General features: G+C 73.9%; 11 protein-coding genes and 1 pseudogene. 2 read left to right on the plus strand and 10 right to left on the minus strand.

Annotated elements, in window-relative coordinates:
* The first annotated feature begins 80 nt into the window (after window positions 1–80).
* Entirely contained in the window at window positions 81–617 is a 537-nt protein-coding gene (locus OG295_RS30420) for a rhodanese-like domain-containing protein (RefSeq protein WP_371679809.1), read from the plus strand.
* Between the two features lie 90 nt (window positions 618–707).
* On the opposite strand, the gene OG295_RS30425 is transcribed toward OG295_RS30420, so the two are convergent.
* The 4 genes from OG295_RS30425 to OG295_RS30440 form a co-directional block, all read right to left on the minus strand.
* Window positions 708–2,417, minus strand: a complete 1,710-nt coding sequence (locus OG295_RS30425) for a DUF885 domain-containing protein (RefSeq protein WP_371679810.1) — start codon at window positions 2,415–2,417, stop codon at window positions 708–710.
* 289 nt (window positions 2,418–2,706) lie between these two features.
* Window positions 2,707–4,140: a GNAT family N-acetyltransferase gene (locus tag OG295_RS30430; RefSeq protein WP_371679811.1), complete on the minus strand. Its 1,434-nt coding sequence runs from the start codon at window positions 4,138–4,140 to the stop codon at window positions 2,707–2,709.
* Between the two features lie 126 nt (window positions 4,141–4,266).
* Complete coding sequence (locus OG295_RS30435) at window positions 4,267–5,856, minus strand: alkaline phosphatase (protein WP_371679812.1); 1,590 nt, start codon at window positions 5,854–5,856, stop codon at window positions 4,267–4,269.
* A 117-nt stretch (window positions 5,857–5,973) separates the two neighbouring features.
* A complete protein-coding gene (locus OG295_RS30440; RefSeq protein ID WP_371679813.1) occupies window positions 5,974–6,831 on the minus strand; it encodes an alpha/beta fold hydrolase in 858 nt (285 codons plus the stop codon).
* A gap of 354 nt (window positions 6,832–7,185) precedes the next feature.
* Between OG295_RS30440 and OG295_RS30445 the strand changes: the two genes are divergently transcribed.
* Window positions 7,186–7,938: a GntR family transcriptional regulator gene (locus tag OG295_RS30445; protein WP_371679814.1), complete on the plus strand. Its 753-nt coding sequence runs from the start codon at window positions 7,186–7,188 to the stop codon at window positions 7,936–7,938.
* Between the two features lie 27 nt (window positions 7,939–7,965).
* On the opposite strand, the gene OG295_RS30450 is transcribed toward OG295_RS30445, so the two are convergent.
* The 6 genes and pseudogenes from OG295_RS30450 to OG295_RS30475 form a co-directional block, all read right to left on the minus strand.
* Window positions 7,966–9,255, minus strand: coding sequence for an MFS transporter (locus tag OG295_RS30450; protein WP_371679816.1), 1,290 nt, complete (start codon window positions 9,253–9,255; stop codon window positions 7,966–7,968).
* A 49-nt stretch (window positions 9,256–9,304) separates the two neighbouring features.
* Window positions 9,305–10,025: pseudogene (locus tag OG295_RS30455) on the minus strand (NUDIX domain-containing protein).
* Window positions 10,022–10,333, minus strand: coding sequence for a DUF4406 domain-containing protein (locus OG295_RS30460; protein ID WP_371679817.1), 312 nt, complete (start codon window positions 10,331–10,333; stop codon window positions 10,022–10,024). Before OG295_RS30460 ends, OG295_RS30455 begins: the two are co-directional and overlap by 4 nt.
* 436 nt (window positions 10,334–10,769) lie before the next feature.
* The gene (locus tag OG295_RS30465) at window positions 10,770–11,924 is read right to left on the minus strand and encodes an ROK family transcriptional regulator (RefSeq protein ID WP_371679818.1); all 1,155 of its coding nucleotides are present in this window, start codon (window positions 11,922–11,924) and stop codon (window positions 10,770–10,772) included.
* 100 nt (window positions 11,925–12,024) lie between these two features.
* A complete protein-coding gene (locus OG295_RS30470) occupies window positions 12,025–12,675 on the minus strand; it encodes a response regulator transcription factor (protein ID WP_285540297.1) in 651 nt (216 codons plus the stop codon).
* A gap of 4 nt (window positions 12,676–12,679) precedes the next feature.
* Window positions 12,680–13,855, minus strand: a complete 1,176-nt coding sequence (locus OG295_RS30475; protein ID WP_371679819.1) for a sensor histidine kinase — start codon at window positions 13,853–13,855, stop codon at window positions 12,680–12,682.
* Window positions 13,856–13,896 lie beyond the last annotated feature (41 nt).

Consider the following 13,896-nt stretch of genomic DNA (forward strand, 5'->3'; position numbering starts at 1 on the left):
AGTGGAATCCCCGGGAGAACAAGGGAAAGGCCGGGGAAATCCACTTCCCGGCTTGATCGACAGTTCGTAGATTTTCAGCCATGACGACGAACGCGCAGCTCACCGACACGGCCACCGCCCCCGCCACCTCCCCCGCCACGGTCAACCCCGTGCTCCGGGTCCCCGCGGCGAGCCCGGCGGCCGCCGCCGCGTACTTCGCCGCGAGCCTGGCCTTCCACGCGGACGTGTCCGACGTCGCCACCGCCTTCAAGGCCCACCGCGAACAGGGCGCCGAGCTGGGCTTCCAGCTGGTCGACTCGCGCTCCACCCCCTCCTGGGACCAGGCCCACGTGCCCGGTGCGATCCACCTGCCCACCGCCCTGATCCCGGAGCAGGCCGAGCGGCTCCTCGACCGGAACCTGCCCGTGGTGACGTACTGCTGGGGCCCCGGGTGCAACGGCGGCACCCGTTCCGCCCTGGCCCTGGCCGAACTGGGCTTCCAGGTCAAGGAGATGCTCGGTGGCATCGAGTACTGGATCCGCGAGGGCTTCGAGGTCGAGACCTGGCAGGGCACCGAGCGGCGCGCCGGGGCCGACCCGCTGACCGCCCCCACCGACTCGGACGACTGCGGCTGCTGAACCGCGGCGCGGACACGGCCGTCCGCACGGCGACGGGCCGCCCGATCCCCCGGGGGAACGGGCGGCCCGTCGCGGTTGCGGCCCGCGGGGTCAGAGCTTCGAGAGCTCGTCCACCAGGTCGTCCAGGCCCAGCGAGCCCTGCGACAGCGCGGCCATGTGCCACGCCTTGAGGTCGAAGGACTCCCCGTGCGCGGCACGGGCGTTGTCCCGGCCCAGCAGCCAGGCGCGCTCGCCCAGCTTGTAGCCGATCGCCTGTCCGGGCATCGACAGGTAGCGGGTCAGCTCGCTCTCGATGAACTCCGCCGGCCGGCCGCTGTGCAGGCCGAAGAACTCCTGCGCCAGCCCGACCGTCCACCGCTCGCCCGGGTGGAACGGGGAGTCCGCCGGGATGTCCAGCCCCAGGTGCATGCCGATGTCCACGATCACCCGCGCGGCGCGCATCATCTGGCAGTCCAGGTAGCCCAGGCGCTGCTCGGCGTCCTTGAGGTAGCCCAGCTCGTCCATCAGGCGCTCCGCGTACAGCGCCCAGCCCTCGGCGTTCGCGCTGACCAGGCCCACGCTCGCCTGGTAGCGCGACAGCTGGTCGGCCACGTGGGTCCACTGCGCGAGCTGCAGGTGGTGGCCCGGCACGCCCTCGTGGTACCAGGTGGAGACCAGGTCGTACACGGGGAAGCGGGTCTGCCCCATGGTCGGCAGCCAGGTGCGGCCCGGACGGGAGAAGTCCTCCGACGGGTTGGTGTAGTACGGCGCCGCCGCGCCGCCCGCCGGGGCGATCATCGACTCGACGCGCTTGACCCGCTCGGCGAGTTCGAAGTGGGTGCCGTCGAGGTTCTCGATCGCCTCGTCCATCAGACCCTGCAGCCAGGCGCGGACCTCGTCGACGCCGTCGATGTGGGTGCCGTGCTCGTCCAGGTGCCGCAGCGCGTCCCACGGGTTCGGCTCGCCGGGCAGGATCTTGGCGGCCTCCTCCTTCATCTCCGCGAGCAGCCGGTGGTACTCCGACCAGCCGTAGGCGTACGCCTCGTCCAGGTCCAGGTCGGTGCCGTTGAAGTAGCGCGACCAGCGGGCGTAGCGCTCGCGGCCCACCGGGTCGGGGGCGTCCGCGACGGCCGGGGCGTACACGTCGCGCATCCAGTCGCGCAGTTCGGCGACGGCCGCGGTCGCGGCGGCGGCGGCCTCGTCCAGCTCCGCGCGCAGGGACTCCGGTCCGGCGGCGGCGAACGTGCCGAAGAAGTCCCCGGTCCCGTCCGCGCCCTCGCCGGCCCAGGTGGTGAGCTGCTCGACGAAGGTGGCCGCGGGGCGCGGGCTGCCGTACAGCCCGCGCTCCAGGCCGAGGGCGAGGCTCTCGCGGTAGCCGGCGTAGCTCGCCGGCACGGCGCGCAGCCGCTCGGCGATGGCGGCCCAGTCCTCTTCGGTGTCCGCCGGGGTCACGGTGAAGATCTCGCGGACCGAGTGCGCGGGGGAGTGGATGTTGCTGACGGCGCGCAGGTCCTCGTCGGCCTCGTGGACCGCGAGTTCGGCGTTCAGCCGCTCGCGCAGCAGGCGGGCGCAGCGCCGCTCGACGTCCGTGTCGGCGCCGGGCAGCCGCTCGGCGGCGTCCAGCCGGGCGAGGGTGGTGCGCGACAGCTCGGCGGCGGCGGCGCGGCCGGCGGGGGAGTAGTCCGGCAGCCTGCCGGAGCTGGCGGCGACACCGAGGTAGGTGCCCGTGATCGGGTCGATGGCGATGAGGTCGTCGACGTAGGCGTCGGCGACCTGACGGGGCAGACGGGCTGCGCTGTCGCTGTGGAGGGTCTCTGACATGCGGCCATCTTCGTACGAGGGAGCCCCCTACGTCATCACCGTAGTCGCCCAGCCTCCTGTCGGGGCCGCCCCCGACGGGGCGGGGTGGCCCTCCGGGAGATCCGGACCACCGTACGCGCGGGCCCACTTCGGGCCGGTGGCGCGAGCCGACGTGCGGCGGGACGCCGGGGGTGGCGGCCGGGTCCCGCCGGCTCCCGCCGGGTCCGCGCCCCAGCGCCGCCCGATCCCGGGTCGAGCGCGGCCCCAGGACGGCTGCGGGCCCGGCCGGTGTCCGTCCGGGCCCGCAGGATCAGCGCCGGTGCCGGGGCGGCGCCTCGTACGGGGCCTGCGCGCGCGGGAGTTCGTAGGGCAGCCGCGTGGGGACGGGGGTCGCGTCCAGCCGGGCGGTGATCACCAGGGTGCCCTCCTCGATCTGGTAGTCGAGGGGGAGGCCGAGGCCGCGCATGGCGGCGACCATCCCGGTGTTGGCGGCCTGGGTCACCGCGTAGACGCTGTCGCAGCCGGCCTCGACGGCCATCGCCAGCAGCCGGCGCAGGAGTTCGGAGCCGATGCCGCGGCGCTGCCAGTCGTCCTCGATGAGCAGCGCCACCTCGGTCTCGTCACCGTCCCACAGCAGGTGGCCGAGGGCGACGAGCTTGCCCGAGGCGGTGGTGGCGGCGAGGGTGCGGCCGAAACGGGGGCTGAGCAGGTGGCCCAGGTAGCGGTCCGCGTCGGAGACCGGGCCGTGGTAGCGCAGGCCGAGCGTGCGCTCGGTGCAGCGGTCGTGCATCGCGCGGGCGGCCGCGAGGTCGTCGCCGTCGGCGCGGCGCACGGTGATCTCGTTGCCCTCGGGCAGCGTCAGGACGTCCTGGCTGCGCGGGACGCGGGGGCCGAGGCGGGCGTCGAGCTCGACGAGGGCCCGGGCACGGGCGAACTCGGTCGGGGTGAAGGGCAGGTAGGGCCGCTCGACGGTGATCGCGCCGCCCGACGGGTCGCGCAGCCGCATCACGGTCGCCTCCAGAACCCCTTCGACGGGGGCGTCGGCGCCCGCGTTGGGGCGGCCGGAGAGGGTGGTCGCCGGGATCGAGTGGATGGTGCAGCGGCCGAGCAGGTGGCGCAGCGCGAGCGGGAGTTCGGCGGCGTCCAGGGCGGTGCGGGTGGCCAGGCCGAGTACCCGGGTGGGGGTGTCCACCAGGTCGTGGGCGTCGGCGCGTTCGATCCAGGTGCTGTGGCCGCCGGCCCGCGCGACGGAGCGGGTGAGGTCGCCGGAGGCCAGGTCCTGCGGGGCGCGCAGCAGGAACTCGTCCACCGTGCCGCCCTCGGGGAGGGGGTGGGTCTGCAGGTTCAGGATGTCGACGCCCTTCCCGGCGAGCGCGGTGCACAGCGCCGCCAGGCTGCCGGGCTCGTCGCGCACGGTCGTCCGCATCCGCCACAGGGAGGTGCCGGCGCCGGTGGCCGACGGCCCGGCCGCAGCGCGCGGCGCCGGGCCGGAGGGCGCGGTGTCGGCCGGGGGCGGCGCATGGCTGTGCCGACGGGCCCACCAGGTGTGGAAGGCCGCCGTGACCAGGAGCGCGACGGCCGAGGCCACCAGCAGGACGGGGCCGCCGGGGCCGTGGGCGACGAGGTTCGCGATGCCGTCGGCGACCGCCACGGCGCAGAAGAGGGCGGCGAGTTCGACGAGGTCACGGCGCCAGTGGTGGCGGTGCGGACGCGGGGCTGCGGAGGCGGGGGTACGGTCAGTCATGCACACCACTGTGGCTCAGGGGTGTTGCGTGATCACGAACGATCTGTGACCGACTGGTTAAGTGTCGATCTGGCCGGTTTCTTCCAGTTTTCAGGCGGATTTCCGATGGGGCCCGCCGTACCGCGGTCACTCCTGTCCGACACGACCCGGCTGGAGAACTTGGGTGAAGAGCACGCCGCCCCCTTGGCGGCGCAACCGGACCGTGAGCTCCCCGCTGCCGCCGTCGATCTCCACCTCACCGTAGTACGGGGGGTTCTCGGCCGGGGACATGTTGGCCACCGGAGCCGACTGGACGTAGGCCGTACGCGGGCCGAAGGTGGCGTCGAGCCGTCCTGCCGGGAAGCCGCCCGCGCCGATGGGGCCGGACACGAACTCCCAGAACGGCGCGAAGTCGGAGAAGGCCGCGCGCTCGGGTGCGTAGTGGTTGGCGGCCGTGTAGTGGACGTCTGCGGTGAGCCAGAGGGTGCCCGTGATGTGCTGGTGCTTGATGTGGCGCAGGAGGTCCGCGATCTGGAGCTCGCGCCCGAGCGGAGCCCCCGGGTCGCCCTGGGCGACCGCCTCGAAGTTCACCGCCCCGTCGGGGACGACGATGCCCAGCGGCATGTCGGCGGCGATGACCTTCCAGGTGGCACGGGAGCGGGAGAGCTCCCGCTTGAGCCAGGCGAGTTGTTCGGCGCCCAGGATGCCGACCGGGTCGTCGGTCCGGCGGTCGGGGGAGTTGGCGTCCCGGTACGTGCGCATGTCCAGCACGAACACGTCCAGCAGCGGGCCGTGCCGCATCACCCGGTACATCCGCCCCTCGGCGCGCCCGCCCCGCAGGTCGGTGACCGGGAAGTACTCGCCGAAGGCCTGACGGGCCCGGCCGGCGAGGGTGTCGACGTCCCTGACGGTGTAGCGGGGATCGTCGATCAGCTGGCCCGGGTACCAGTTGTTGCGCACCTCGTGGTCGTCCCACTGGGCCAGGACGGGTACCTGGGCGTAGAAGTCGCGCAGATTGCGGTCGAGCAGGTTGTAGCGGAAGTTCCCGCGGAACTCGGTGAGGGTTTCGGCGACCTTCGCCTTCTCCTCGGTCGTGACGTTGTGCCAGATGCGTCCGTCGGGCAGCGGCACGGCGGCCTGGATCGGTCCGTCGGCGTAGATCGTGTCGCCGCTGAAGAGGAAGAAGTCGGGGTCGCGCAGCCGCATCTCCTCGAAGACGCGGTAGCCGCCGAGTTCGGGGTTGATGCCCCAGCCCTGGCCCGCCAGGTCGCCGGACCACAGGAAGCGCACGTCACCGCGGCGGGAGACGGGCGTGGTGCGGAACGTGCCGCGCGCCGGCTCGCTTGAGCGGCGCGGGTCGTCCGGGTCGGTCAGCACGACCCGGTAGTGGATCTGCCGCCCGGGCGGCAGATCGCGCAGGGTGGCCGTACCGGTGAAGTCGGTGGCCGGGCCGAGGAACGGGCCGCCGTGGCGCCGCACCCCGTAGCGGAACGACTCGCTCGGGGAGGTCTCCACGTACATCCGCGCGGGCCGGTCGGACCGCGTCCAGACGGTGGCGGAGTAGGAGGTGATCTCCCCGGACTGGGCCCCCCAGAGCGCCGCCGGCCGGCCGGAGCGGACGAAGGCGGGGGCCCCGGCCGAGGCGGCGAGGGCGGGTGCGGCGAACGCCGTGGACAGGGCGAGACCCAGCGGGACGGCGAGCGAACCGCCGAGCAGGGAGCGTCGGGTGTGCGGCATCGGTGCCATCGGGGTCGTCTCCAGGGGGCGGCGGGGGGCGGGCCGGACCAGTGTGCCGCCGCACACCGGACCGGCCGCGTCGCCCACGCGAACCGCGGATGAACAGCCGTCAGCCGCTCATGGCCGGACGGCGGTCGGGGCCGCGGCCCGTGCGGTGTCGAGGATCACGCGCGCCACCAGCGCCGGGTCGTCGTTCATCGGCACGTGGCCGCAGCCCGGCAGCCGTACCAGCCGCGCCCCGGGGACGGTGTGCTTGGCGCGCACGCCCTGCCGGGGCAGGAGCAGCCGGTCGCGGGCCCCCCAGCCGATCGTGACGGGGATGCCCGGCACGTCGTCCGCGAACCGTACGGAGGCTCCCGCGGCCAGCGTCTCCTCGAAGCCGGTGGCGTCCCGCAGGGCGAGGGTCTCGGCGACCACGGCCCCGGGGGAACGGCGGCCCGGGCGGGCGTAGATGGTGCCGGTGAGCGCGGCCCGGCCCGGGGCGCTGCGCGACAGCCGCTCCAGGACGGGGCGGGGCAGCGACCGCGCGCCGACGCGCATGGCGCGCAGGGCCGTGAAGGCGTACCGGCGCTCGCCCTCCGACCAGAACCCGGCCGGCGAGAGCGCGGTGACCGAGCGGACGAGGCCGCTGCGCCCCATCTCCAGCGCGAGCAGCCCGCCGAGGGAGTTCCCCGCGACGTGCGGGCGCTCGACGCCGAGGGCGGCGCAGAGCGCGCCGAGGGCCGGGGCGACGGTGGCGAGGTCGTAGGGCACCCCCGGCGGCAGCGGGGCGGAGGCGCCGAAGCCGGGCAGGTCGACGGCGATCACGTCGTGGTCGGCGGACAGGACGTGGCTCACCGGGTGCCACGCCTGGAAGTGGTGGCCGATGCCGTGCAGCAGGAGGAGCGGTTCGCCCGCGCCCTTGCGTTCGTAGGCGACGGTGGCGGGGCGGGGGCCGAGCGGCGAATCGATCGTGAACGAGACCGTGGCGGTCATGCTGCTCCTCGTCGGGTGGACGCGTGTGAGACAGGCCGTCAGTAACGACTGTGCCCATGATTACCGCTCGGTAGCCCCCGCCTACAAGGCTTCCGGACGACGGGGAAGGCCGAGGTGGACGTCGGGATGAAGGGCGGGTGGGCCGCTGGAGGGCAGCGAGAACATCCTGTGAACGGCTTGCTACATATGCCCGATCTGCCCGGCAAAGCGGCGAGCATTGGTCTTGACCAAGGGGGTGCGCCGTCCTATCGTCGCAGGGATAGTGCAGGAACCTTTAATAAACAAGGGCACGGAACTGCGGTGCGGAACTGCCGCTCGAACGCGGCGACAGCGGCGATTGCAGGAGGAGTCAGGGTGGGGACCACGCAGCTCGAATCGGTACCGGAGCCGAAGTACTGGCATCTGAAGACCGTGCTCAGCGACGCGCTGGACCAGGACTTCGCGGTCGGCGAGGTCCTGCCGAACGAGCGTGAACTCGCCGCGCGTTTCGGCGTCGCCCGCGCCACCCTGCGTCAGGCCCTGGAGCAGCTCGAACTCGAAGGCCGCCTGCAGCGCCGCCGCGGAGTCGGCACCACCGTGGCCCCGCCGCGGGTCGGCGTCGCCGTCGGCAGCACGCAGCACGACTGGCCCGGCGAGGACGCCGACGGCTGGGAGGCCGTGGACGCCTCCGAGACCGTCCCCGCCGCCGCCGTCCTGAAGCTCCTCGGCACCGCCCCCGACCAGCCCGTGCACACCGTGCGCCGGACCCGGGTCACCCAGGGCCAGGCCGTCGCCGCCGAGCTGCTGTACGTGCCCGCCGCGTCCGTGCCCGGCCTCTCCGCCATCGACGCCCCCGCCGGACCCGCGCGGGCGCGCGCCGTCCTGCGGGAACTCCAGCGGCTCGCCCTCGACGGGCAGGACCGCTCGGTCGAACTGGGCTCCGCCCGCGCCGACGACGCCAAGGAACTGGACCGGCTGCCCGGCGCCCCCGTGCTGCTCGTGACCACCCGCTACTTCACGACGGAGGGCACCGCCGCCGTCTCCGTGGCCACGTACCGCGCCGACACCTGCCGCCTGACCTTCGGCGACTCGGGCGTGGAGATCACCGAAACCCGAGCGGCCTCCTAGCCGGGCCTTCCTTCGGAGCCCCGGAGCCTAGACGGGGTCGGTAACCGGGGCCCCGTCGGGCCGGTCGTGCGTCGCGCAGTCCGTTTCCGCGTTCGAGCGGCGGGTGCGCTCCGCCCACGCGGCCACCGGCGGCCCCGCCGCGCCCAGAGCCGCGAAGAACACGCCGAGCAGCAGCCAGCCCGCGTGTCCGAGTCCGAGTACCGCCGTCGTGAGCACCACCGGAGCCAGGGCCTGCCCCGCGTTGAAACCGACGCCGAAGAAACCCTGGTACTGGCCCTGGGCGTGATCGGGGGCGATGCCGAAGGCGATCGCGAGGCCGCCCGAGGACTCCCACACCTCTCCGAGACTGTGGACGGCGACGGCGAGGACGGCGAGGCCCGGCGCGATCCAGACCGGAACGTCCGCGGTCAGGGCCATCAAGGGGCAGCTGACCAAGAAGAAGAGCCCCGCGAGGCGGAACGCCCGGCCGCCCTGGCGCGGCGTTTCCACCCGGGAGCCGATCCGGCTCTGGAACAGTACGCACACCCCGCTGTTGACCGCGTAGACCGCCGCCACGGTCCAGCGGGGCGCGTCGGTGTGGACGGAGAGCCAGATCGGCAGCAGCAGGGAGACGGTCTGGTACTGCAGGCCCATCGCGCCGTAGAGCGCTGTGAAGGACACGAACGGCCGGTCGGACAGGACGGCCGCGCGATGGTGTTCCTCGGGCCGGGGCAGGGGCCGGTAGTTCGGTACCCCGCCCAGGGCCATCAGGCCGGCGCAGGCGAAGCTGGCGGCGTTGGCGAGGATGAGCACGGTGTACGCGGTGCGGGTGTCGGCCGAGACGGCGACGGCGGCACCGAGGGTGCCCAGGACCACGCCGAGGTTGACGAACGTGCGGAGTTTCGCCCTGAAGGCGGCCGGGCGTTCACCGCCCGCACGGGCGATGAGCGCACCGCCCGCGGCGCCGCCCGCCGTTGCCGCCAGCCGGTCCAGGGTGGCGATGAGCGTGAACGTGACCCAGTCGTGGATGAAGACGAACGCGGCCATCGTCGCGGTCTGCATCGCGAGGGACGCCAGCCAGACCGTGCGCGGCCCGTACCGGTCGGCCAGGTTCCCGGCCGGGACTCCGGCCAGCAGCCCGACCAGCCCGGCGATCGTGAGGCCGACACCGACCCGTGCGGCGGGCAGGTGCACCACCAGCGTGAAGTAGAGCACCGAGGCGGTGTTGAACAGCCCGTTGCCCACCCGGCTGACGAAGCTCGCGAGGATCAGGGCGCGTTGCGGACCGCTGGGCGACAGCAAGCCGGAAATCCGCTGACCGAAACTCCTCATGATCATGCCAGTCAGGCTAACAGCACCCCGGCAGACACCCTCCGCGCGCATGACCTCATTCGGGATGCGTGGGCCACCAGCCGCCCGCACGGCCCGCGGCGGTGGGGGTGAAGGGGCCGTCCAGGGCTGCCCATTGCAGGAGCAGGATGGTCTTGCCGTCGGCGATGCGGCCGTCACGGGTCATGGCGAGGGCCTGCGCGAAGGGCAGTTCGAGGACCTCGATGTCTTCGCCGTCCTCCTCGAGTCCGCCGCCGGTCCCGGTCCGGTCGGCCGGGGTGTAGGGGGCGGCGAAGAAGTGCAGGCGTTCGGTGACGGATCCGGGGCTCATGCAGGCGTCGAGGACATGGGTGAGCGGGCCGAGCACGACGCCGAGTTCCTCGGCGCTCTCGCGCCGGATGGCGGTCGGCGGGTCGTCCGCGTCGAGCAGGCCCGCGGCCGCTTCGACGAGCATGCCGTCGGGGTGGTCGTTGACGTGGGCCGGGTAGCGGAACTGGCGGGTGAGCAGGACGCGGCCGCGTCCGGTGTCGTAGGGCGGGACGACGGCGCCGTTGCCGCGGTCGTAGGTCTCGCGCTGCTGTGTCTCCCAGCGTCCGTCGCGACGGCGGTGGTCGAAGGTGGTGGTCGAAGGTGGTGCGGCGCAGGACGTGCCAGCCCTGAGAGGTGAGCTCGACGTCGCGGACCACCACGTCGGCGTTACGGGCCAGGCCGCGTCCGGCCCGGTCGAGGCCGGTGCGGCCGCGGTGGTCGGGGGTGTCGATGCCGGGGCGGCTTGTCACGCGGTCTCCTGCGGGGTGCGGCGGGGGATCTCGGCCACGTCGTGGTGGACGGGCAGGCCGCGGCGGCGGGCGGTGGCGACGTCCTGGTCGGCTCCGGAGGAGTCGCCGGGCAGGCGCAGCACGGCGTCGCGGTGGGTGAGGAGGCGGTCGGCGGTCGGGTAGAGCACCTGGTCGGCGAGGGGGCCGGTGGGGCCCGCGCCGGCCGAGTGCAGGACGGGCAGGGCGATCCATTCCCCGATCACCGGGAGGTGGCCGGCGGCGAAGACGGGCCAGGCGGCGGCTTCGAGGCGGGCGAGGTTGACGGCCATGGCCTGCGGGTCGCCGTCGGTGCCGGAGCGGGACGTCCGGGGGACCGACCCACCAGCGCGCTTCAGCCGTCCACCGGAATCGACGATCGCTCCGTCGGCTCATGCGGCCGGGGCCTGGCCGCCGACGGGCGGCCGGACCGACCCCCTGGGTGCGCCCCAGCTCGCGGCCGACGGTGCGGCTGAGGGGCGAGGCCCCGGGCGGGCTGACCTCCAGCGCCGGTGCCGACGGTGTCCGGGCCGCTGTTCTGCTGCGCCGGACCGGGATCGGGCCCCTCGGGACGGTTCCGGTCCGGGTCCGCCTCCGGGCCGCGGACCTCCGGGCCGTCCCGCACGGGGCCGGGCGCCGTCGCCCCGCCGGGTCGGGCGGGGTCGGGCGGGGGAGCCCCGGCCCGTCGCCACGGCAGTGGGCGCGCGGCGGTCCACGGGGGAGGAGTGGTCACCGGCGGGCGGTGACCGTCTTCTCCACCGCGAAGAGCTCTTCCTCCACGTGGTCCAGCGCCAGCCGCAACGCCCCCGTCGCCACCGCCGCTTCGCCGAGCAGCGACAGCGCCACCCGCGGGGGCCGCAGGCAGTACCGCTCCAGTTCTCGACGGAGCGGTTCCAGCACCCCGTCCAGGCCGGCCGCCCAGCCGCCGACCACCACCAGCTCCGGATCCATCGCCAGCACCAGCGCCGCCACGTCGTGCACCAGGCGCTGGATGAACCGCTCCACCGCGGCCACCGCCCGCTCGTCACCCCGCTTGGCCATGGCGAACACCTCCGCGACCGCCGGCTCGTCCAGTGGGTGCAGGGGTTCGCCCGTGGTGGACAGCAGCCGCTCCGGGGTGACCTCGCGGCCCAGCAGGTGCAGCGCACCGATCTCGCCCGCCGCACCGCCGAACCCGCGGTGCAGCCTGCCGCCGATCAGCGAGCCCGCACCGGGGCTCAGTCCGGCCATCACGAACACGATGTCGTCCGTGTCCCGCGCCGCGCCCTTCCAATGCTCGGCGACCGCCGCCGCGTTGGCGTCGTTCTCCACCTGGACCGGGCAGCGGAACGAGCGCCGCAGCCGGTCCCCGAGCGGCAGTCCCGTCCAGCCGGGCAGTGCCGTACCGAGGCGGACGGTGCCGTCCGCCTCCACGATCCCGGGGCTGCCCACGCCGACCGCCCGCAGGGAGTCCCGCGGCACGCCGGCCCGGCGCAGCAGGTCGGCCACCGCAGCCCTGACCCGCTCCAGGCGCTCGTCGGCCGAAGCGGTCTCGGCGACCTCCTTCGTCCCGGCGCCGATCACCCGGCCGTCCAGTCCGGACAGCAGCACCGCGACCCGGTGCGAGCCGATCTCTATGCCCAGCAGATGCCCGGCCTCGGCACGGAAGCGGAACCTTCTCGCGGGCCGTCCCTGGCGGCGTGCGCCTTCCTCGGCCTCGGCCTCGACGACGAGCCCGGTGCCCATCAGCCCCTCCACGACCCCCTCGACGGTCGGCCGGGAGAGCCCGGTGACCCGGGTGAGGTCGGTGAGGGTCGGCGATCGGGCCGCACGCAGTGCCCGGAGCACCACGGCCGAATTGATCCGCCGGAGCAGAGAGGGATCCCCGCCGGTCAGCTGCCCCAACGTGTGTCCTCCCAGCTAGCGGCCCTGTCAGCCGGATCGTACTGCGCCCCCGGCGCCGCTGCGAGGACCAGTCCCCCCATCAGCCGGATCACCCCTCTCCTCAGGCCGGGGAGACGAACCCCGACTCGTACGCGGTGATCACCGCCTGGGTGCGGTCACGCGCCCCCAGCTTCCCCAGAATCGCGCTGACGTGTGACTTCACCGTCTCCGTGCCGACGATCAGTTCCCCCGCGATCTCCACATTGGTCAGGCCGCGCGCCATCAGCCGCAGCACCGCCTCCTCACGGTCGGTGAGCGCGGCCCGCTTGAGCACCGCGCGCGCCTGCTGATTGCCGTACTCGGCGGCCAGGGCACGGACGGCCGAGGGGAAGAGCAGCGTCTCGCCCTCCGCCACCAGCCGCACCGCGTGGACGATCTCCGAGGGCCGGGCCCGCTTGAGCAGGAAACCGTCCGCTCCGGCGCGCAGCGCCTGGTACACGTACTCGTCGTTCTCGAAGGTGGTGACCACGAGGATCTTCGGCGGCGAGTCCACCGAGCGCAGGACCGCCCGGGTGGCTTCGATCCCGTCGAGCAGGGGCATCCGCACGTCCATCGCCACCACGTCCGGCCGCAGTTGACGGACCAGGGGGATGACGGACGCACCGTCGGCGGCCTCGCCCACCACCTCGATGTCGGGCTGGGCCTCCAGGACGGCGCGCAGACCCGCGCGCACCAGGGGTTCGTCGTCGACGAGCAGTACGGTAACCGGCATCCGGTCAGCGTATTCGCTCCAGCGGAAGCCGGGCGCGCACTCTCCAACCGCCCCCGTGGGGGCCGGTTTCGGTCTCTCCGCCGAGCAGCGCGGCCCGCTCGCGCATGCCGCGCAGCCCGCTCCCGCTCCCGGGCATGACCGTCGGGCGTTCCGGCAGCGGGTTGGTGACCTCCAGTTCCAGCCGGTCCGCGGCCATCTCCACCCGGACCCGGACGGGAACGGGACCGCAGTGCCGGAGCACGTTGGTGAGCGCTTCCTGCAGGATCCGGTAGCCCTCACGGGTGACCGGTCCGGGCAACTTCTCCAGCGGGCCGCTCAACCGGGCGTCCACCGCCGCTCCCGAGGCCCGCGCGGACTCCAGCAGCCGGTCCGCCTCCGCCAGCGTCGGCCGCTGCGAGGGCGGCCGTCCCGACTCGCGCAGGACCGTCAGTACCCGCTCCAGGTCCTCCAGAGCGGCCCGGCCCGTCTCCTCGATCGCGCTGAGGGCGCGGTCGGTGAACTCCGGGTCGCCGGCCGCGCGTGCCGCGCCCGCCTGGACCACCGCCACCGTCAGTGCGTGCCCGATGGAGTCGTGCAGCTCGCGCGCGATGCGGGTCCGCTCCAGCAGTTGTTCCGTGCGTGCTTCCAGTGCCGTCAGCCGCTCGGCCGCGGACGGCCCCAGCAGCCGCTTCGCGATCACGGTGATCAGCTCGCCGAGGACGACGACCACCACGATCAGTACGACCAGCGGAAGCGGTGCGAGGAGGGCCGCGGCCCAGGGCGCCGGGGTGAACGGCACGGCCGGGTCGTCGCCGAGAGGGTGCCCGAGAGCGGTCGCGACGAGTTGGACGGTCATGACCGGCAGCCATACGGTGGCGAACATGGCCGCGCCGGAGACGATCAGCCGTATCTCCAGCCAGAGCACGGTCCGCCAGCGGTCCGCCCAGCGGACGGCGGGGGCCGTGCTGATGCCGCTCTCCTCGGTCTCGCGCTCCTGCGGGGTCAGCAGGAAGCGCGCCTGGAGACCCTCCGCCAGCCGTACCCACGGAACGAACCCGAACGGTATGACGATCAGCAGGGGCATCCACGGGCACCGCGGGTTGATGAACATCCACAGGGCGAGGAGCAGGAGCGGTACGCACAGGTGCAGCCAGCGCGTGTACGTCACTGACCTGAAGAGGGAGCGGACGAGTCGGGACATGCGTTCATCCTGGCAGGGGGTGCGGCGGTGGCGTCTCCCCC

This window comes from Streptomyces sp. NBC_01276 (assembly GCF_041435355.1).
Lineage (GTDB): Bacteria > Actinomycetota > Actinomycetes > Streptomycetales > Streptomycetaceae > Streptomyces.